Source organism: Escherichia sp. MOD1-EC6300 (assembly GCF_002965045.1).
GTDB lineage: Bacteria > Pseudomonadota > Gammaproteobacteria > Enterobacterales > Enterobacteriaceae > Escherichia > Escherichia coli_F.
This window is the reverse complement of record NZ_PTRH01000009.1, coordinates 171680-191386: the sequence shown is the minus strand read 5'-3', so window position 1 is coordinate 191386 and position 19707 is coordinate 171680. Positions and strand designations below refer to the sequence as shown.

The window sequence follows — 19707 nt, the reverse complement described above, 5'->3', positions numbered from 1 at the left end:
CAGGGTGAACGGGTGCAGCCAAGGCACCTGCAACTTGAAAGGCGACGAGTATGATGGAAGGCTGGCAGCGCGCATTCGTATTGCATAGTCGCCCGTGGAGCGAAACCAGCCTGATGCTGGACGTCTTCACGGAGGAATCGGGTCGCGTGCGTCTGGTTGCCAAAGGCGCACGCTCTAAACGCTCTACTCTGAAAGGTGCATTACAGCCCTTCACTCCTCTCTTGCTACGTTTTGGCGGGCGTGGCGAAGTCAAAACGCTGCGCAGTGCTGAAGCTGTCTCGCTGGCGCTGCCATTAAGCGGTATCACCCTTTACAGTGGTTTGTACATTAACGAACTTCTCTCCCGCGTGCTGGAATACGAGACGCGCTTCTCTGAACTCTTTTTCGATTACTTGCACTGCATTCAGTCTCTTGCAGGTGCCACTGGTACGCCAGAACCCGCGCTGCGCCGCTTTGAACTGGCACTGCTCGGGCATCTGGGCTATGGCGTCAATTTTACCCATTGTGCGGGTAGCGGCGAGCCGGTAGATGACACCATGACGTATCGTTATCGCGAAGAAAAAGGGTTTATCGCAAGTGTCGTTATCGATAATAAAACGTTCACCGGAAGGCAGTTAAAAGCGTTAAACGCGCGGGAATTTCCTGACGCAGACACACTGCGCGCCGCGAAACGCTTTACCCGCATGGCGCTAAAGCCGTATCTTGGCGGTAAACCATTAAAGAGCAGGGAACTGTTCCGGCAGTTTATGCCTAAGCGAACGGTGAAAACACATTATGAATGATGAGGATTGTCATGGCTGAATTACTGTTAGGCGTCAACATTGACCATATTGCAACGCTGCGTAACGCACGTGGTACTGCTTACCCGGATCCGGTGCAGGCGGCGTTTATTGCTGAGCAGGCGGGGGCGGATGGCATTACCGTGCATCTACGTGAAGATCGTCGCCACATTACCGACCGCGACGTGCGCATCCTGCGTCAGACGCTGGATACCCGCATGAATCTGGAGATGGCGGTGACCGAAGAGATGCTGGCGATCGCCGTTGAAATAAAGCCGCATTTTTGCTGCCTGGTACCTGAAAAGCGCCAGGAAGTCACAACCGAAGGTGGCCTGGACGTCGCAGGGCAGCGTGACAAAATGCGCGATGCCTGTAAACGTCTGGCGGATGCCGGGATTCAGGTTTCTCTGTTTATCGACGCCGATGAAGAGCAGATCAAAGCCGCGGCAGAGGTTGGCGCACCGTTTATTGAGATCCACACCGGTTGCTATGCCGATGCCAAAACTGACGCCGAACAGGCGCAAGAGCTGGCGCGCATTACGAAAGCCGCGACCTTTGCGGCAAGCCTCGGTCTGAAAGTTAACGCCGGACACGGTCTGACCTATCACAACGTGAAAGCCATTGCCGCCATTCCTGAGATGCACGAACTGAATATCGGTCATGCCATTATTGGTCGTGCAGTGATGACCGGACTGAAAGATGCGGTGGCAGAAATGAAGCGTTTGATGCTGGAAGCGCGTGGCTAATGGCAATATTAGGTTTAGGCACGGATATCGTGGAGATCGCTCGCATAGAAGCGGTGATCGCCCGATCCGGTGAGCGCCTGGCACGTCGCGTATTAAGCGATAACGAATGGGAAATCTGGAAAACGCACCACCAGCCGGTGCGTTTTCTGGCGAAACGCTTTGCCGTAAAAGAAGCCGCAGCAAAAGCGTTTGGCACCGGGATCCGCAATGGTCTGGCGTTTAATCAGTTTGAAGTATTTAACGATGAGCTTGGTAAGCCACGGCTGCGACTGTGGGGCGAGGCATTAAAACTGGCGGAAAAGCTCGGCGTTGTAAATATGCATGTAACGCTGGCAGATGAGCGCCACTATGCTTGTGCCACGGTAATTATCGAAAGTTAAAATAATATCGTTCTCTTTAAAAAGTAAAACCCCCGAACTGGTAAGGAACGGGGGTTTTACTTTACAACTTTAATTTTGTGCAGCACACGATTCCAACAAAAATGATTATGGATCAATTTAGTTATCCTGTACAAGCAACTTGCAATCTTTAGCATAAAAACTCGAGCCTTTACGAAGAAATCGATATTGATGAAAAGATTAACGTGACCGCTTTTTGATAAGTACATTAGAATCGGCGTCGTTATTGGATATTTTGCTGTGTTCTACGCCATGCCACTGAATTCCCCCATTGAAACGAGTGGTGTCGTCAAAGCTCTGGTGTGGAGTGCGGCACTCGATTCCAATAACTCGCACGTTCAGTTTTGGGGAGATGTAAGGGCTAATCTGAACGGCTGCATTCCTTGTTTAAGGAAAAACGAATGACTGATTGCCGATACCTGATTAAACGGGTCATTAAAGTCGTCATTGCTGTTTTACAGCTGATCCTTCTGTTCTTGTAACACCAGGAAACGTACTTAAGGCGCGTCAGGTTAACCAGCCAGGCGCGCCTTTAATAATTAGACGTAAGTGTCGGCGTATATATTATCGGAATTCATTTAATGAATATATTCATTAATGACATCATGGAAATGAATATGTAACTTTCGCTTTTATACGAGCAAATAAGCAATATCCTGCTCATAGAGCAAAATATTAAATCTTATCCGCGTGGTGCATTAGCACAAATTTATCCCACAACTGTTCTTCCGTCTCGACATGTTGTGGATCCTTCACAATGGTATTGGGGATCGGGCACACCTTCTGGCAGGTGGGCGTCTCGTAGTGGCCTACGCATTCGGTACACTTATCGCTGTTAATCTCGTAGATATGTTCACCCATCGAAATCGCCTCATTCGGGCATTCGGGTTCACACATATCACAATTGATGCATTTTTTAGTGATTAACAGCGCCATAAGGAAACTCTCAAAACAACACAAACCGGGCGGGCATTATACGCGCATTCTTTACTCAAACCAGTTTTTTCACCAGCGCTTCACTATGACGAATACGTTCTGGTGCCAGTTCCAGATCCTGCTGAATCAGCGCAATGAACAGTAAATCCGTTAACATTCCCTGAGCGTGACAAGCAGAGATTGCAGCACTGTTTGTCGCTTGTTCTTCGGCAATGGTATACAGGCAGTGAGAAGCGCGTTGTTGCAGGGCATTGGGAGTAAAGCCGGTAATTGCCATCACTTTTCCGCCCACTCGCAGCATCTCATCTGCCGCCAGGTTTAACTCGCGTCGTACACCAGTGTAGGAAATGGCTAATAACAGATCGTCAGGGGACGACGCCTGGACTGTGGCGAGTAGCGCATGCATATCGCGCACTGCGGCGGCATTGAAGCCAATCTTCATCAGCTTCCAGGCAAAGTTTTGCGCCACCAGACCCGAAGCGCCAATACCGGTCAGAATTATCCGCCGCGCAGAGCGCAACATTGCCACGCCTTCATGCAGTTTCTCTTCACTATTAACGTTTAGCGTTGCGTACATGGCGGCAGTATTTTCTTTAATCAGTTTTTCGCCGACCAGCCGTAACGGATCATCACCACGGATTTGGTTATGAATGGGCACAGAAGGGGATTCCGGCTGGCTTGCCAGCGCTTCACTCAACGCCAACTTCAATGCCGGAAAACCTTTATAGCCGAGTTTTTGCGCGAACTTCACGACGCTGGACTGACTGACTCCGGCTTCGTTGGCCAGTTGCTGAGAGCTTAAATGGCGCGCCGTATCAGGTTGTAGTAGCAAATAGTCCGCCAGTTTTTTATCACTCTGGGCAAGCCCCTGGTAACGCTGACGGATACGAAGTAAGCCGTTCATATCTTTCCTCGCGATGAAATTATGGCGACAACAGGCAATATGAAACACACGCGAGTGAATTTTATATTCCATTGCTGCTAATTGCCATGAATTAAAAATTCCAGATAGCCATGATGCAGTCGATTGTTGCCGGAAAAGTGATGATCTATCTGTTAGGCTATGTAGTAGCGAAGATTAATCAGGATGTTTCAGTCCAGAGGAGTATGGTTTGGCAACTCACGAGCGTCGTGTGGTGTTTTTTGACTTAGATGGAACATTGCATCAGCAGGATATGTTCGGCAGTTTTATGCGTTATTTACTGCGTCGCCAACCGCTGAATGCATTACTTGTCCTGCCGTTGTTGCCGGTCATTGCCATCGCGTTATTGATAAAAGGTCGTGCAGCACGCTGGCCGATGAGTCTGCTTCTTTGGGGATGCACTTTTGGTCACAGTGAAGCGCGTTTACAGGCGTTGCAGGCCGATTTTGTGCACTGGTTTCGCGACAATGTTACAGCTTTTCCGCTTGTCCAGGAGCGTTTGACTACCTACCTGTTAAGTTCCGATGCGGATATTTGGTTGATCACAGGCTCTCCGCAGCCGCTGGTTGAAGCGGTTTATTATGATACGCCCTGGTTGCCGCGGGTTAATCTTATTGCCAGTAAGATCCAGCGGGGTTATGGCGGTTGGATATTGACGATGCGTTGTCTGGGACATGAAAAGGTCGCACAACTGGAGCGCAAAATTGGCACGCCGCTGCGGCTGTACAGTGGCTATAGCGACAGTAATCAGGACAACCCGCTGCTTTATTTCTGCCAGCATCGCTGGCGGGTAACCCCGCGTGGTGAACTCCAGCAACTGGAATAGAGTAAAGCATAGCGTACGTGTATAATGCGCCGCGCTTTTATAACCGGAGTTTTCTTTTTGTCTGAAGTCGAATTTAGCCACGAATACTGGATGCGTCATGCAATGACGCTGGCGAAGCGTGCCTGGGATGAGCGGGAAGTACCGGTCGGCGCGGTATTAGTGCATAACAATCGGGTAATCGGCGAAGGCTGGAACCGTCCGATTGGTCGACATGATCCCACCGCACATGCAGAAATCATGGCCCTGCGGCAGGGCGGTCTGGTGATGCAAAATTATCGTCTGATCGACGCCACGTTGTATGTCACGCTTGAGCCATGTGTGATGTGTGCCGGAGCAATGATCCACAGTCGAATTGGTCGCGTGGTCTTTGGTGCGCGTGATGCGAAAACGGGCGCTGCGGGATCTTTAATGGATGTGCTGCACCATCCGGGTATGAATCACCGAGTGGAAATTACAGAAGGAATACTGGCGGATGAGTGCGCGGCGTTGCTCAGTGACTTCTTTCGCATGCGCCGACAGGAAATTAAAGCGCAGAAAAAAGCGCAATCCTCGACGGATTAATTTTGTTTCTCTTCACTCCCTTTCCTGGAAAACAGCAGAGAGGGAGAGTGGGTCAAATAGTTTGATGACGACTGGGAAAGAAACGAGAGAAAAGGAAATTTCTCTTTGCCCAGCTCCGTTGGCGATACTGCCGGATAATCCTGCGCCAGTTGTATCGCCGCTTCTGTAGCCTGCTTCTCTTTCTCTTGCAGATACCCCACCAGGCTAATCTGATACTTACGAATATTTTCGACATAAGCGTAGGCTTCATGCCCACGTGCGTAGCCGTAAGTCAGCTTGCTGTAATAGGGTTTCTGGCTAAGTAAAGGCAGGCGCTGTTTCACGTCAGCCCAACTGTCAGGATTACCTTTAGTTTTTGCCGTCAGGGCGCGGGCATCCAGCATATGCGCATAGCCCATATTGTACGCGGCGAGGGCAAACCAGATCCGTTCGTTCTCCGGCACACTTTCCGGCACTTTACTCATCATATCCTGCAAATAACGCACACCGCCGCTGATGCTCTGTTCGGCATCGGTACGATCCGTAATGCCGAGGCTTTGCGCGGTATTTTTGGTTAACATCATCATGCCACGCACACCCGTCGGGGAAGTGGCCTGTGCATCCCAGTGCGATTCCTGATAAGCAATAGCGGCCAGCAAACGCCAGTCAATTTCTTCGGCGTACTTCTCAAACAGCGGTTTCAACTGCGGCAGTACGGTATCGACGGCGCGTAAAAACGTGCGCGTATCGACGTAATCAAAATCATCGCCATGCCCCAGGTATTTCTCTTCAATGCGTGCCAGCGTACCGTCTTCATTCATTTCGTTGAAGAAGTCGAGCAGAGCGGCAGAAAGGGTATTATCGCCATCTAATCGGCTAAACCAGGTCACCGGCTGTTCGTCGGTGATATCAAGCGCTACAGCGAGTTCCGGGTGAACGCGCTGAAACAGGCTGATGGCGACAGAATCAGCAATGGTGTAATCGAGTTTTCCTTCGATGACATCTTCCATTAATTCTGCTGAGCCTTTTTTGTCGTCTACCTTCCAGCTTAATTCCGGGAATTTTGTTTCTTTCAGGGTCTGGAGATCGTTAACCACCACATGGCCTGGTGCGATGGTAAGTTGCTCCGCTGTCAGATTGCCCAGCGTACGCGGGCGATACTGACCCACTTTATAAACCAGTTGTTGTGACACGGAATAGTAGGTAGGGCCAGGCTGATAATTTTTTACCCGCTCACTGTTATAAACCAGTCCTGCAGCCAGCAGATCGGCGTTGCCGTTATCGAGGTCGTCAAACAGCTGGCTGATATTCTGCCGCACGGTCACTTTCAGTTTTACGCCGAGGTACTCGGCAAACTGTTTCGCCAGTTCGTAATCCAGGCCAAAAGGTTTCCCGTTGATTTCGTTATAAGTCAGTGGGGTATGAATAGTGCTCACACGCAACTCTCCCCGCGCTTGAATGGCGGCGATACGGTTGTCGGCTTTACCAAACCAGGGAATGGATGGCCAGAGAGCGACCGCGAGCAGCAGTGCCAGAATGCCGATGAACAGATAATTAATCTTTAATTTTTTCAATTAGTTAATTCTCTGTGTCGTGCGCATCCTAGCTTGAAAAAACGTAATAATAGTGAAAGGTTTACTCATAAATGAGCGGCATTTTGCGTAAACCAGCGCCAGTTGGCAACTTATTACAGCCATTGGCGGCACGCGTTGCTAATTCACGATGGTGATTTTATTTCCACGCAAACGGTTTCGTCAGCGCATCAGATTCTTTATAATGACGCCCGTTTCCCCCCCTTGGGTACACCGAAAGCTTAGAAGACGAGAGACTTATGATGGAAATTCTGCGTGGTTCGCCTGCATTGTCGGCATTCCGAATCAACAAACTGCTGGCACGTTTTCAGGCTGCCAGGCTCCCGGTTCACAATATTTACGCCGAGTATGTCCATTTTGCTGACCTCAATGCGCCGTTAAACGATGATGAGCACGCACAACTTGAACGCCTGCTGAAATATGGCCCGGCACTCGCCAGCCACGCCCCGCAAGGCAAACTCCTGCTGGTGACTCCGCGTCCTGGTACCATCTCTCCCTGGTCTTCGAAAGCGACCGATATCGCCCATAACTGCGGGCTGCAACAGGTAAACCGCCTTGAGCGCGGCGTTGCTTACTATATAGAAGCCGGTACGCTGACCCATCAACAATGGCAGCAGGTGACCGCTGAACTGCACGACCGCATGATGGAAACAGTCTTTTCTGCTTTAGATGATGCAGAGCAGCTGTTTGCACACCATCAACCGACTCCGGTCACCAGCGTTGATTTGCTGGGGCAGGGCCGTCAGGCGCTAATCGACGCTAACCTGCGTCTTGGCCTGGCACTGGCGGAAGATGAAATTGACTATCTGCAGGATGCGTTCACAAAGCTGGGTCGTAACCCGAACGACATCGAGCTGTATATGTTCGCCCAGGCGAATTCTGAGCACTGCCGCCACAAAATTTTTAACGCCGACTGGATTATCGACGGAGAACAACAGCCGAAATCGCTGTTCAAGATGATCAAAAACACCTTCGAAACCACGCCGGATCACGTTCTTTCTGCTTATAAAGATAACGCCGCCGTAATGGAAGGTTCTGAAGTGGGCCGCTACTTTGCTGACCACGAAACGGGCCGCTACGATTTCCATCAGGAACCGGCGCACATTCTGATGAAAGTCGAAACCCACAACCACCCAACGGCGATTTCTCCGTGGCCGGGCGCAGCTACCGGTTCCGGCGGTGAAATCCGCGATGAAGGTGCCACCGGCCGCGGCGCGAAGCCGAAAGCTGGCCTGGTCGGTTTCTCCGTATCCAACCTGCGTATTCCTGGCTTTGAACAACCGTGGGAAGAAGATTTCGGTAAGCCTGAGCGCATTGTCACCGCGCTGGACATCATGACAGAAGGTCCGCTGGGCGGCGCGGCATTTAACAACGAATTTGGTCGTCCGGCACTGAACGGCTACTTCCGTACCTATGAAGAAAAAGTGAACAGCCACAACGGCGAAGAGCTGCGCGGGTATCACAAACCGATCATGCTGGCGGGTGGGATCGGCAACATTCGCGCCGATCACGTACAAAAAGGTGAGATCAACGTCGGTGCGAAACTGGTCGTTCTCGGCGGCCCGGCAATGAACATCGGTCTTGGCGGCGGCGCGGCGTCTTCCATGGCGTCTGGTCAGTCTGATGCCGACCTCGACTTTGCTTCCGTACAGCGCGATAACCCGGAGATGGAGCGTCGCTGTCAGGAAGTGATCGACCGTTGCTGGCAGCTTGGTGATGCTAACCCAATTCTGTTTATCCACGACGTCGGCGCAGGCGGTCTTTCTAATGCCATGCCGGAGCTGGTGAGCGACGGCGGACGCGGCGGTAAATTCGAACTGCGCGATATTCTGAGCGACGAACCGGGCATGAGCCCGCTGGAAATCTGGTGTAACGAATCCCAGGAACGCTACGTGCTGGCGGTTGCTGCCGATCAGTTACCGCTGTTTGACGAACTGTGTAAGCGTGAACGCGCGCCCTACGCGGTGATTGGTGAAGCGACCGAAGAACTGCATCTTTCTCTGCACGATCGTCATTTTGATAATCAGCCGATCGATCTGCCGCTGGACGTCCTGCTTGGTAAAACGCCGAAGATGACCCGCGATGTGCAAACGCTGAAAGCGAAAGGCGACGCGCTGGCCCGTGAAGGGATCACCATTGCAGACGCGGTGAAACGTGTGCTGCATCTGCCGACTGTGGCGGAAAAAACCTTCCTGGTGACCATTGGCGACCGCAGCGTAACCGGTATGGTGGCGCGCGATCAGATGGTGGGGCCGTGGCAGGTGCCGGTCGCTAACTGCGCGGTCACTACCGCCAGCCTCGACAGCTACTACGGCGAAGCGATGGCAATTGGCGAACGTGCGCCGGTTGCACTGCTGGATTTCGCCGCCTCTGCCCGTCTGGCGGTCGGTGAAGCGTTAACCAATATTGCCGCAACGCAGATTGGCGATATCAAACGCATTAAACTTTCCGCCAACTGGATGGCGGCGGCAGGCCACCCTGGTGAAGATGCAGGCCTGTATGAAGCCGTTAAAGCGGTGGGCGAAGAGCTTTGTCCGGCGCTGGGCCTGACGATTCCGGTGGGTAAAGACTCCATGTCGATGAAAACCCGCTGGCAGGAAGGTAGCGAAGAGCGCGAAATGACCTCGCCGCTTTCGCTGGTGATTTCTGCATTTGCCCGCGTGGAAGATGTACGTCACACCATCACGCCGCAGCTTTCTACCGAAGATAACGCACTGCTGCTGATTGATTTAGGCAAAGGCAATAACGCGCTGGGCGCAACGGCGCTGGCGCAGGTTTATCGTCAGCTTGGCGACAAGCCTGCTGATGTGCGCGACTTCGCGCAACTGAAAGGTTTCTATGACGCGATTCAGGCACTGGTTGCACAGCGTAAGCTGCTCGCGTACCACGACCGCTCTGACGGTGGCCTGCTGGTGACGCTGGCGGAAATGGCGTTTGCCGGTCATTGCGGTATTGAAGCGGATATCGCCACTCTGGGTGACGATCGCCTGGCGGCGTTGTTTAACGAAGAACTGGGTGCGGTGATTCAGGTTCGAGCCGCTGACCGTGAAGCAGTTGAAGCGGTACTGGCACAGCATGGGCTTGCTGATTGCGTCCATTATGTTGGGCAGGCGGTTTCCGGTGACCGTTTTGTAATTACCGCCAACGGGCAGACTGTATTCAGCGAAAGCCGCACCACGTTGCGTGTCTGGTGGGCAGAAACTACCTGGCAGATGCAGCGCCTGCGTGACAATCCGGAGTGTGCCGATCAGGAACATCAGGCGAAATCTAACGACGCCGATCCGGGCCTGAATGTGAAACTGTCGTTTGATATCAACGAAGATGTGGCAGCACCGTATATTGCCACCGGTGCGCGTCCGAAAGTTGCCGTGCTGCGTGAGCAGGGGGTGAACTCGCATGTTGAAATGGCGGCAGCTTTCCACCGTGCAGGCTTCGATGCAATCGATGTGCATATGAGCGACCTGCTGGCTGGACGCACGGGCCTGGAGGATTTCCACGCTCTGGTAGCGTGCGGCGGATTCTCCTACGGTGACGTGCTGGGGGCTGGTGAAGGTTGGGCGAAGTCTATCCTGTTCAATGACCGTGTACACGATGAGTTTGCAACCTTCTTCCACCGTCCGCAAACGCTGGCGCTGGGGGTATGTAACGGTTGCCAGATGATGTCTAACCTACGCGAACTGATCCCAGGTAGCGAGTTGTGGCCACGTTTCGTGCGTAACACCTCCGATCGCTTTGAAGCGCGTTTCAGCCTGGTAGAAGTGACCCAAAGCCCGTCTCTGCTGTTGCAAGGGATGGTGGGTTCGCAGATGCCGATTGCTGTCTCTCACGGCGAAGGGCGCGTGGAAGTGCGCGATGCGGCGCATCTGGCGGCACTGGAAAGCAAAGGGCTGGTGGCACTGCGCTATGTCGATAACTTTGGTAAAGTCACCGAAACCTACCCGGCTAACCCGAACGGTTCTCCGAATGGTATTACGGCGGTCACGACTGAAAGTGGTCGAGTCACCATTATGATGCCGCACCCGGAACGTGTTTTCCGTACTGTCAGTAACTCCTGGTATCCGGAAAACTGGGGCGAGGATGGCCCATGGATGCGTATTTTCCGCAATGCGCGTAAGCAGTTGGGGTAAGTCGTAAAACTATTGGTTTTGCTGCCCGGATGTGGCATTCACGCCGCATCCGGCATTAAACGCCGACCACTATCATAAGCTCCCAGCTCCGGGAGCTTTTTTTGTGTCTGTAAATCACGACAATGGGTGGTTTACCGTGTCGCTTTTTGGCGACATTTAATTGATTGATTTTATTTGGATCTAATAAATTTATCTTAAGGTGTCTCTTTTTAGCGACACAATGGCTGATTTACAGCCAAATAGCGAAGAAGTCATAAATCCATCAAAACAACGTATAATCAGTACGTTACCAAACTATTTTATTTATTGGCACAGTTACTGCATAATAGTCATCAGTGGCTCATTCACCGACTTATGTCAGCCCCTTCGGGACGTGCTACATAAAATTCGAATGACGCACAACAAGGTGCCTGCCGTCCAACTTCTGATATCAGCTTAGCTATATCAACCCTCGGGCGAAACGTCGAGTTAGGCACCGCCTTATTCCATAACAAAGCCGGGTCATTCCCGGCTTTGTTGTATCTGAACTTCCCCTCGGTTAGCATCAGGCTATTCGCGTCTGACGAGAGTAACACCTTGAAACGCTGGCCCGTTTTTCCCCGCTCATTACGACAACTGGTAATGCTGGCATTTTTGCTGATTCTGCTACCCCTGTTGGCGCTGGCATGGCAAGCCTGGCAAAGCCTGAATGCGCTTAGCGATCAGGCGGCGCTGGTTAACCGTACTACGCTTATTGATGCCCGGCGCAGTGAAGCGATGACCAACGCGGCGCTGGAGATGGAGCGTAGCTACCGTCAGTATTGCGTGCTGGATGACCCAACCCTGGCGAAGGTTTATCAAAGCCAGCGCAAGCGTTATAGCGAAATGCTCGATGCCCACGCAGGCGTACTGCCGGACGATAAACTTTACCAGGCATTGCGTCAGGACTTGAACAATCTGGCTCAACTTCAGTGTAACAACAGCGGTCCCGATGCTGCCGCCGCCGCGCGTCTGGAAGCCTTTGCCAGCGCCAATACCGAAATGGTACAGGCCACGCGCACAGTGGTGTTCTCTCGTGGGCAGCAGCTTCAGCGTGAAATCGCCGAACGTGGGCAATATTTTGGTTGGCAATCGCTGGTGTTATTTCTGGTAAGTCTGGTGATGGTACTGCTCTTCACGCGGATGATTATCGGCCCGGTAAAAAATATTGAACGGATGATCAACCGTCTGGGGGAAGGGCGTTCTCTGGGCAATAGCGTTTCGTTCAGTGGCCCGAGTGAGTTACGCTCGGTTGGGCAACGTATTCTTTGGTTAAGTGAGCGCCTGTCATGGCTGGAATCCCAGCGCCATCAATTCTTAAGACATTTATCTCATGAATTAAAAACCCCGCTGGCGAGTATGCGCGAGGGCACTGAATTACTGGCTGACCAGGTTGTCGGGCCGCTTACGCCCGAGCAAAAAGAGGTGGTGAGCATCCTTGATAGCAGCAGCCGCAATTTGCAAAAACTGATCGAACAACTGCTTGATTACAACCGTAAACAGGCGGACGGCGCGGTGGAACTGGAGAGTGTAGAGTTGGCACCGCTGGTGGAAATGGTGGTTTCTGCTCATAGCCTGCCCGCACGGGCTAAAATGATGCATACCGACGTCGATCTCAAAGCAACTGCTTGCCTGGCGGAGCCAATGCTGCTGATGAGCGTACTGGATAATCTTTACTCCAATGCGGTGCACTACGGGGCTGAATCCGGTAACATTTGCCTTCGCAGCAGTTTACATGGCGCGCGGGTTTATATTGATGTCATCAATACAGGCACACCCATTCCGCAAGAGGAACGCGCCATGATCTTCGAACCCTTTTTTCAGGGAAGCCACCAGCGAAAAGGGGCGGTGAAGGGCAGCGGTCTGGGATTAAGCATTGCCAGGGATTGTATTCGCCGTATGCAGGGGGAACTGTATCTGGTCGACGAGAGCGGGCAAGAGGTTTGCTTCCGCATTGAATTACCGTCGTCGAAAAACACGAAATAATGTTAAGAGCCTATCCCATCAGGCTATTTTATTTGCCAGTTTGGCCTCGTGCAGTGCTCGAAATCCTTACGTACTACGTGTACGCTCCGGTTTCTCCGCGCTGTCCATGTCCAAACTGCCTGCAACAATTACGCCCACTGGGATAGGTTTTAAGTCTGGTGAATATGCGACACATTTTTCAACGATTATTGCCCCGACGGCTATGGCTGGCAGGGCTGCCATGTCTGGCATTGCTGGGTTGCGTGCAGAGTCACAATAAGCCAGCTATTGATGCGCCAGCAGAAGAAAAAATTCCGGTTTATCAACTGGCTGACTATCTTTCTACTGAATGCAGCGACATCTGGGCACTGCAAGGTAAGTCAACCGAAACCAATCCGCTTTACTGGCTGCGGGCGATGGATTGTGCTGAACGTTTAATGCCTGCGCAGTCGCGTCAGCAAGCCCGCCAATATGACGACGGCAGCTGGCAAAATATCTTCAAACAAGGGATTTTGCTCGCTGACGCCAAAATTACGCCTTATGAGCGCCGCCAGCTGGTCGCGCGCATTGATGCGTTAAGTACCGAGATCCCGGCACAGGTTCGCCCACTGTATCAACTCTGGCGCGAAGGTCAGGCGCTGCAACTGCAACTGGCGGAAGAGCGCCAACGCTACAGCAAACTCCAGCAGTCCAGCGACAGCGAACTGGATACTTTACGCCAGCAACATCACGTTCTACAGCAGCAACTGGAACTCACTACCCGCAAGCTGGAAAACCTGACCGATATTGAACGCCAGCTCTCGACTCGCAAACCGGCTGGCAATTTCTCGCCGGATACGCCGCACGAGAGTGAAAAGCCCGCGCCATCTACCCATGAGGTCACTCCTGATGAGCCATAAACCTGCGCATTTATTACTGGTCGATGACGATCCAGGATTGCTGAAACTGCTTGGTCTGCGTCTGACCAGCGAAGGTTATAGCGTGGTTACGGCGGAAAGTGGAGCTGAAGGATTGCGGATACTGAATCGTGAAAAAGTAGATTTAGTCATCAGCGACCTGCGGATGGATGAAATGGATGGTATGCAACTGTTTGCTGAAATCCAGAAAGTGCAGCCAGGTATGCCAGTAATCATCCTCACCGCGCATGGCTCCATTCCCGATGCGGTTGCCGCGACACAGCAGGGCGTGTTCAGTTTCCTCACCAAGCCCGTCGATAAAGACGCGCTGTATCAGGCAATTGATGATGCGCTGGAACAATCCGCGCCAACCACCGACGAACGCTGGCGCGAGGCGATTGTCACCCGCAGCCCGCTGATGCTGCGTTTGCTGGAACAGGCGAGGCTGGTGGCGCAGTCAGATGTTAGCGTTTTGATTAACGGTCAGAGCGGTACCGGGAAAGAGATTTTTGCCCAGGCGATCCACAACGCCAGCCCGCGCAACAGCAAGCCGTTTATTGCTATTAACTGTGGCGCATTGCCCGAGCAATTACTGGAGTCCGAGCTGTTTGGTCATGCGCGCGGTGCGTTTACTGGCGCTGTCAGCAATCGCGAAGGTTTATTCCAGGCGGCGGAAGGCGGTACGCTGTTTCTCGATGAGATTGGCGACATGCCCGCACCGTTGCAGGTCAAACTGCTACGCGTGTTGCAGGAGCGCAAAGTGCGCCCGCTGGGCAGCAACCGCGATATTGATATCGACGTGCGGATTATTTCCGCCACTCACCGTGACCTGCCAAAGGCGATGGCGCGCGGGGAATTCCGTGAAGATCTCTACTATCGCCTCAACGTTGTCAGTCTGAAAATTCCGGCATTGGCGGAGCGCACAGAAGACATTCCGCTACTGGCAAACCACTTATTGCGCCAGGCGGCAGAGCGACATAAACCGTTTGTCCGCGCATTCTCCACCGATGCAATGAAACGCCTGATGACCGCGAGCTGGCCGGGCAACGTGCGCCAGTTGGTCAACGTGATTGAACAGTGCGTGGCGCTAACATCATCTCCGGTGATTAGTGATGCGTTAGTCGAGCAGGCGCTGGAGGGCGAAAATACGGCTCTGCCAACCTTTGTTGAGGCGCGTAATCAGTTTGAACTCAACTACTTGCGTAAGCTGCTGCAAATCACCAAAGGTAATGTCACCCACGCGGCGAGAATGGCGGGGCGCAACCGGACAGAATTTTATAAACTGCTTTCCCGACACGAGCTGGATGCAAACGATTTCAAGGAATGAATTGGCGTTATGTGTTACGTTTAGCAGATCAAAAGACAGGCGACCTTTTCAAGGAATAGCATGAAAAAGATTGATGCGATTATTAAACCCTTCAAGCTGGACGATGTCCGCGAAGCACTGGCTGAAGTCGGCATTACCGGCATGACGGTCACCGAGGTGAAAGGTTTTGGCCGCCAGAAAGGCCATACCGAGCTGTATCGCGGCGCGGAGTATATGGTGGATTTTCTGCCGAAAGTGAAAATTGAGATTGTCGTGCCGGACGACATTGTCGATATCTGCGTAGATACGATTATTCGCACGGCGCAAACCGGCAAAATCGGTGACGGTAAAATTTTCGTCTTTGACGTGGCACGGGTCATTCGTATCCGTACTGGCGAAGAGGACGACGCGGCAATTTAAACCGCGTCAGGGTTGCCGGATGTCTCCATCCGGCAACCTCAAATCACAGCACTTTATGCGGGCCAAAGCATTCGTAATGAATGTTTTCCTGTTTCACACCCAGGTCCACTAACTGTTTCGCGGCAAACTGCATGAAGCCAACCGGGCCGCAGAGATAGAACTGCATTGTCGGATCGCTGAACGCACCTTCCAGTTTGCTCAAATCCATCAGACCTTCACTATCAAACTGACCTTTAGCGCGATCGGCTTCGCTCGGCTGACGATACCAGGTGTGCGCGGTAAAGCGTGGCAGTGCTTGCCCCAGTTCCTTAACTTCATCGGCAAAGGCATGAACATCGCCATTTTCTGCCGCATGGAACCAGTTTACCTGAGCGCTATGACCTGCTTTTGCCAGCGTGTCGAGCATTGCCAGCATTGGTGTTTGACCGACACCGGCAGAGATTAACGTCACCGGCGTGTCATCTGCGATAGCCATAAAGAAATCACCTGCCGGAGCGACCAGTTTCACGACATCGCCAACGTTGGCGTGATTGTGTAACCAGTTTGATACCTGCCCACCCTCTTCGCGTTTCACTGCAATACGATAGCCTTTGCCATCCGGTTTGCGCGTCAAAGAGTACTGACGAATTTCCTGATGTGGGAAACCTTCCGGTTTCAGCCAGACGCCGAGATATTGCCCTGGACGGTATTCCGCCACTGCGCCGCCGTCCACCGGCTCAAGTTCGAAACTGGTGATAAGCGTGCTGCGCGGTGTTTTAGCTACAATGCGGAAATCGCGAGTACCTTCCCAGCCACCGGCTTTGCTGGCGTTTTCGTTATAGATTTCCGCCTCGCGATTAATAAATACATTAGCCAGTACGCCATAGGCTTTACCCCACGCGTCCAGTACTTCCTGGCCCGGGCTGAACATTTCGTCCAGCGTCGCCAACAGGTGTTCACCGACGATATTGTATTGTTCCGGTTTGATCTGGAAGCTGGTGTGTTTCTGAGCGATTTTTTCTACCGCTGGTAACAGCGCAGGCAGGTTTTCAATATTGCTGGCGTAGGCGGCAATAGCGTTAAACAGGGCTTCACGTTGATCGCCATTACGCTGGTTACTCATGTTAAAAATTTCTTTGAGTTCTGGGTTATGAGTAAACATACGGTCGTAGAAATGGGCGGTTAACTTTGGCCCTGTTTCCACCAGTAAAGGGATGGTGGCTTTTACTGTAGCGATGGTTTGAGCGTCAAGCATATGGTCTTCCTTTTTTTGCATCTTAATTGATGTATCTCAAATGCATCTTATAAAAAATAGCCCTGCAATGTAAATGGTTCTTTGGTGTTTTTCATGAAGAATGTGATGAAGTGAAAAATTTGCATCACAAACCTGAAAAGAAATCCGTTTACGGTTGCAAGCTCTTTATTCTCCAAAGCCTTGCGCAGACTGAAGGTAATCGTTTGCGTAAATTCCTTTGTCAAGACCTGTTATCGCACAATGATTCGGTTATACTGTTCGCCGTTGTCCAACAGGACCGCCTATAAAGGCCGAAAATTTTATTGTTAGCTGAGTCAGGAGATGCGGATGTTAAAGCGTGAAATGAACATTGCCGATTATGATGCCGAACTGTGGCAGGCTATGGAGCAGGAAAAAGTACGTCAGGAAGAGCACATCGAACTGATCGCCTCCGAAAACTACACTAGCCCGCGCGTAATGCAGGCGCAGGGTTCTCAGCTGACCAACAAATATGCTGAAGGTTATCCGGGCAAACGCTACTACGGCGGTTGCGAGTATGTTGATATCGTTGAACAACTGGCGATCGATCGCGCGAAAGAACTGTTCGGCGCTGACTACGCTAACGTCCAGCCGCACTCCGGCTCCCAGGCGAACTTTGCGGTCTACACCGCGCTGCTGGAACCCGGCGACACCGTTCTGGGTATGAACCTGGCGCATGGCGGTCACCTGACTCACGGTTCTCCGGTTAACTTCTCCGGTAAACTGTACAACATCGTTCCTTACGGTATCGATGCTACCGGTCATATCGACTACGCCGATCTGGAAAAACAAGCCAAAGAACACAAGCCGAAAATGATCATCGGTGGCTTCTCTGCATATTCCGGCGTGGTTGACTGGGCGAAAATGCGTGAAATCGCTGACAGCATCGGTGCTTACCTGTTCGTTGATATGGCGCACGTTGCGGGACTGGTCGCTGCTGGCGTCTACCCGAACCCGGTTCCTCATGCTCACGTAGTGACTACCACCACTCACAAAACCCTGGCGGGTCCGCGCGGCGGCCTGATCCTGGCGAAAGGCGGTAGCGAAGAACTGTACAAAAAACTGAACTCTGCCGTTTTCCCTGGTGGTCAGGGCGGCCCGTTGATGCACGTAATCGCTGGTAAAGCGGTTGCTCTGAAAGAAGCGATGGAGCCTGAGTTCAAAACTTACCAACAGCAGGTCGCGAAAAACGCTAAAGCGATGGTAGAAGTATTCCTGGAGCGCGGTTACAAAGTGGTTTCCGGCGGTACTGATAACCACCTGTTCCTGGTTGATCTGGTTGATAAAAACCTGACCGGTAAAGAAGCTGACGCCGCTCTGGGCCGTGCTAACATCACCGTCAACAAAAACAGCGTACCGAACGATCCGAAGAGCCCGTTTGTAACCTCCGGTATTCGCGTGGGTACTCCGGCGATTACACGTCGTGGCTTTAAAGAAGCCGAAGCGAAAGAACTGGCTGGCTGGATGTGTGACGTGCTGGACAGCATCAATGATGAAGCCGTTATCGAGCGCATCAAAGGTAAAGTTCTCGACATCTGCGCACGTTATCCGGTTTACGCATAAGCGAAACGGTGATTTGCTGACAATGTGCTCGTTGTTCATGCCGAATGCGGCGTGAACGCCTTATCCGGCCTACAAATTATTGCAAATTCAAGATATTGCAATCTCCGTGTAGACCTGATAAGCGTAGCGCATCAGGTAATTTTTCGTTTGTGATCATCAAGGCTTCCTTAGGGAAGCCTTGTTACGTTATCGCGTCATCAAATCTGTCGTAACTGCGCCTCAACATACAAATAGCCAATCCCCAGCACCTGCTGTGCGCGGCTTAATTGCCCAAAGCCAATTTGCGTCGCTTTCACGCTCGGTCCTTCGTCACGGTCGAACGGGTTAAATCCTGTCTGGCGAATAATGGAATTAAGCCAGTTCTCACCAAAGGCGCAGCTGCGACCATACAGCCAAATCTGATTAATATTGAGGATATTGAGGAAGTTATACAGACTCAAACCAATGGCGTTGGCACTGCGGTCAACCCAGCTGGTGATCCACGGTTCTCCACTCTGCCAGGCAGCGATTAACTGCGCGGTAGTCAGTTTTTCAGGATCAAGCTGAGTATTAACCGGTTGTGATTTTAGCCATACCCGCGCCTGTTTTTTTAATGCGCTTAACGAGGCGACGGTTTCCAGGCAGCCATAACGTCCACAGTCGCAGGCGACGCCATCCGGATTAACGATGGTGTGACCAATCTGTCCGCTACCATACAAACTGCCGCGATAAATTTGCTCGTTAATCACGAACGACGAGCCAATACCGTAATCAACGTTGATCACGCAGAAATCCCGTCCTTGCGAATTATTTTGCCATTTCTCCGCCAGCGCCAGCATCACGCAGTCATTATCGACCATCACCCGAATGCCCAGCTTCTCTTCCAGCAGATACTTCACCTCAACCGGTGTTGTCCACGGCGCTTGCGGCATGGTTTGCGACACGCCAGTCACTGGATCAACCTGACCGTGGATAGCCAGCGCCAGGTTGATGGTACGGTCTGACCACAGTTTACGATGGCGATGCCAGCATTTTTCGATTTCGGACAACAGAGCCTGCGGTGTCGGTGCATCAATCTGAAAATACTCAAATTCGCCTTTCGGACTTAAACAGGCATTAGCGACCTGACACTCAATGCTGGTGGGCGTTACGTTCAGGCACAGCGTCCAGTCACCTTCCGGCGCGATCAGCCATGTACCGCTACTGTGCCCGCGCGTCTGGCTTTCATCGTCGATATTCACCACCCGCTTTTCGCTTTCCAGTTCCTGCAAAATATTACTGACTGCCGGAATTGAAATTTGCGCCAGCCGGGCCAGCGTTGATTTATTGGCGCGCTTTTGCCGGTACAGCAGTTCCAGAATCACGCATTTGTTATGGTGGCGGATCTGTTGATTGTTAATGCAGGCTCTCATATTCACTAAACCTTGTTTAGTTAATTGCGT

Annotated in this window: 17 protein-coding genes; 12 read left to right on the top strand and 5 right to left on the bottom strand. The window is 52.1% G+C overall.

The genetic code is table 11. The features are described 5' to 3' along the window. Positions 1 to 53: 53 nt before the first annotated feature. The 4 genes from recO to shoB all read left to right on the top strand — a co-directional run bounded on the left by recO (position 54) and on the right by shoB (position 2405). Entirely contained in the window at positions 54 to 782 is a 729-nt protein-coding gene (gene recO / locus BGE37_RS15445) for a DNA repair protein RecO (protein ID WP_000399393.1), read from the top strand. Positions 783 to 793: 11 nt separating this feature from the next. Then, positions 794 to 1525 (top strand): pyridoxine 5'-phosphate synthase, encoded by a 732-nt coding sequence (gene pdxJ / locus BGE37_RS15440; protein WP_001354824.1) that lies wholly within the window; start codon positions 794 to 796, stop codon positions 1523 to 1525. Further along, on the top strand, positions 1525 to 1905 hold the full coding sequence (gene acpS, locus BGE37_RS15435) for a holo-ACP synthase (RefSeq protein ID WP_000986038.1): 381 nt from the start codon (positions 1525 to 1527) through the stop codon (positions 1903 to 1905). The genes pdxJ and acpS overlap by 1 nt, the downstream gene beginning before the upstream one ends. Before the next feature lie 419 nt (positions 1906 to 2324). Continuing rightward, entirely contained in the window at positions 2325 to 2405 is an 81-nt protein-coding gene (shoB, locus tag BGE37_RS15425) for a type I toxin-antitoxin system toxin ShoB (protein WP_000128779.1), read from the top strand. Positions 2406 to 2598: 193 nt separating this feature from the next. Here the strand turns inward: shoB and yfhL are convergent, their stop codons facing one another. Both yfhL and BGE37_RS15415 read right to left on the bottom strand, forming a co-directional pair. Beyond that, positions 2599 to 2859: a 4Fe-4S dicluster ferredoxin YfhL gene (gene yfhL / locus BGE37_RS15420; RefSeq protein WP_001196297.1), complete on the bottom strand. Its 261-nt coding sequence runs from the start codon at positions 2857 to 2859 to the stop codon at positions 2599 to 2601. A gap of 55 nt (positions 2860 to 2914) precedes the next feature. After that, positions 2915 to 3763 carry a MurR/RpiR family transcriptional regulator gene (locus BGE37_RS15415; RefSeq protein WP_032184911.1) on the bottom strand — a complete coding sequence of 283 codons (849 nt, stop codon included), beginning with the start codon at positions 3761 to 3763 and terminating at the stop codon, positions 2915 to 2917. 208 nt (positions 3764 to 3971) lie between these two features. Here BGE37_RS15415 and yfhb point away from each other — a divergent pair, with 208 nt between their 5' ends. Further along, on the top strand, positions 3972 to 4607 hold the full coding sequence (gene yfhb, locus BGE37_RS15410; protein ID WP_032184909.1) for a phosphatidylglycerophosphatase C: 636 nt from the start codon (positions 3972 to 3974) through the stop codon (positions 4605 to 4607). Between the two features lie 57 nt (positions 4608 to 4664). Then, the gene (gene tadA / locus BGE37_RS15405; protein WP_001301544.1) at positions 4665 to 5168 is read left to right on the top strand and encodes a tRNA adenosine(34) deaminase TadA; all 504 of its coding nucleotides are present in this window, start codon (positions 4665 to 4667) and stop codon (positions 5166 to 5168) included. On the opposite strand, the gene mltF is transcribed toward tadA, so the two are convergent. Further along, positions 5165 to 6721, bottom strand: a complete 1557-nt coding sequence (gene mltF / locus BGE37_RS15400) for a membrane-bound lytic murein transglycosylase MltF (protein WP_000734229.1) — start codon at positions 6719 to 6721, stop codon at positions 5165 to 5167. The genes tadA and mltF overlap by 4 nt on opposite strands. Positions 6722 to 6978: 257 nt before the next feature. Between mltF and purL the strand changes: the two genes are divergently transcribed. The 5 genes from purL (at position 6979) to glnB (ending at position 15471) form a co-directional block, all read left to right on the top strand. Beyond that, on the top strand, positions 6979 to 10866 hold the full coding sequence (purL, locus tag BGE37_RS15390; protein ID WP_032184908.1) for a phosphoribosylformylglycinamidine synthase: 3888 nt from the start codon (positions 6979 to 6981) through the stop codon (positions 10864 to 10866). 576 nt (positions 10867 to 11442) lie between these two features. Continuing rightward, positions 11443 to 12870, top strand: a complete 1428-nt coding sequence (gene qseE, locus BGE37_RS15385; protein ID WP_105288184.1) for a two component system sensor histidine kinase QseE/GlrK — start codon at positions 11443 to 11445, stop codon at positions 12868 to 12870. Positions 12871 to 13034: 164 nt separating this feature from the next. After that, the gene (gene qseG, locus BGE37_RS15380; RefSeq protein ID WP_032184906.1) at positions 13035 to 13748 is read left to right on the top strand and encodes a two-component system QseEF-associated lipoprotein QseG; all 714 of its coding nucleotides are present in this window, start codon (positions 13035 to 13037) and stop codon (positions 13746 to 13748) included. Continuing rightward, positions 13738 to 15072 (top strand): two-component system response regulator GlrR, encoded by a 1335-nt coding sequence (glrR, locus tag BGE37_RS15375; RefSeq protein ID WP_001353028.1) that lies wholly within the window; start codon positions 13738 to 13740, stop codon positions 15070 to 15072. The genes qseG and glrR overlap by 11 nt, the downstream gene beginning before the upstream one ends. Before the next feature lie 60 nt (positions 15073 to 15132). After that, on the top strand, positions 15133 to 15471 hold the full coding sequence (glnB, locus tag BGE37_RS15370; protein ID WP_000717691.1) for a nitrogen regulatory protein P-II: 339 nt from the start codon (positions 15133 to 15135) through the stop codon (positions 15469 to 15471). A gap of 43 nt (positions 15472 to 15514) precedes the next feature. On the opposite strand, the gene hmpA is transcribed toward glnB, so the two are convergent. After that, positions 15515 to 16705 carry an NO-inducible flavohemoprotein gene (hmpA, locus tag BGE37_RS15365; RefSeq protein ID WP_000883135.1) on the bottom strand — a complete coding sequence of 397 codons (1191 nt, stop codon included), beginning with the start codon at positions 16703 to 16705 and terminating at the stop codon, positions 15515 to 15517. Between the two features lie 327 nt (positions 16706 to 17032). Here hmpA and glyA point away from each other — a divergent pair, with 327 nt between their 5' ends. Further along, complete coding sequence (glyA, locus tag BGE37_RS15360) at positions 17033 to 18286, top strand: serine hydroxymethyltransferase (RefSeq protein WP_000919159.1); 1254 nt, start codon at positions 17033 to 17035, stop codon at positions 18284 to 18286. 197 nt (positions 18287 to 18483) lie between these two features. Here the strand turns inward: glyA and BGE37_RS15355 are convergent, their stop codons facing one another. After that, the gene (locus tag BGE37_RS15355; protein ID WP_105288183.1) at positions 18484 to 19677 is read right to left on the bottom strand and encodes an ROK family protein; all 1194 of its coding nucleotides are present in this window, start codon (positions 19675 to 19677) and stop codon (positions 18484 to 18486) included. Positions 19678 to 19707: the final 30 nt, after the last annotated feature.

Excerpts from the sequence above, each read along its gene's own strand:
- purL (WP_032184908.1), top strand. The coding sequence starts at position 6,979 with ATGATGGAAATTCTGCGTGGTTCGCCTGCATTGTCGGCATTCCGAATC.
- qseG (WP_032184906.1), top strand. The coding sequence starts at position 13,035 with ATGCGACACATTTTTCAACGATTATTGCCCCGACGGCTATGGCTGGCA.
- glrR (WP_001353028.1), top strand. The coding sequence starts at position 13,738 with ATGAGCCATAAACCTGCGCATTTATTACTGGTCGATGACGATCCAGGA.
- acpS (WP_000986038.1), top strand. The coding sequence starts at position 1,525 with ATGGCAATATTAGGTTTAGGCACGGATATCGTGGAGATCGCTCGCATA.
- yfhL (WP_001196297.1), bottom strand. The coding sequence starts at position 2,859 with ATGGCGCTGTTAATCACTAAAAAATGCATCAATTGTGATATGTGTGAA.
- shoB (WP_000128779.1), top strand. The coding sequence starts at position 2,325 with ATGACTGATTGCCGATACCTGATTAAACGGGTCATTAAAGTCGTCATT.
- recO (WP_000399393.1), top strand. The coding sequence starts at position 54 with ATGGAAGGCTGGCAGCGCGCATTCGTATTGCATAGTCGCCCGTGGAGC.
- hmpA (WP_000883135.1), bottom strand. The coding sequence starts at position 16,705 with ATGCTTGACGCTCAAACCATCGCTACAGTAAAAGCCACCATCCCTTTA.
- pdxJ (WP_001354824.1), top strand. The coding sequence starts at position 794 with ATGGCTGAATTACTGTTAGGCGTCAACATTGACCATATTGCAACGCTG.
- glyA (WP_000919159.1), top strand. The coding sequence starts at position 17,033 with ATGTTAAAGCGTGAAATGAACATTGCCGATTATGATGCCGAACTGTGG.
- BGE37_RS15355 (WP_105288183.1), bottom strand. The coding sequence starts at position 19,677 with ATGAGAGCCTGCATTAACAATCAACAGATCCGCCACCATAACAAATGC.
- BGE37_RS15415 (WP_032184911.1), bottom strand. The coding sequence starts at position 3,763 with ATGAACGGCTTACTTCGTATCCGTCAGCGTTACCAGGGGCTTGCCCAG.
- glnB (WP_000717691.1), top strand. The coding sequence starts at position 15,133 with ATGAAAAAGATTGATGCGATTATTAAACCCTTCAAGCTGGACGATGTC.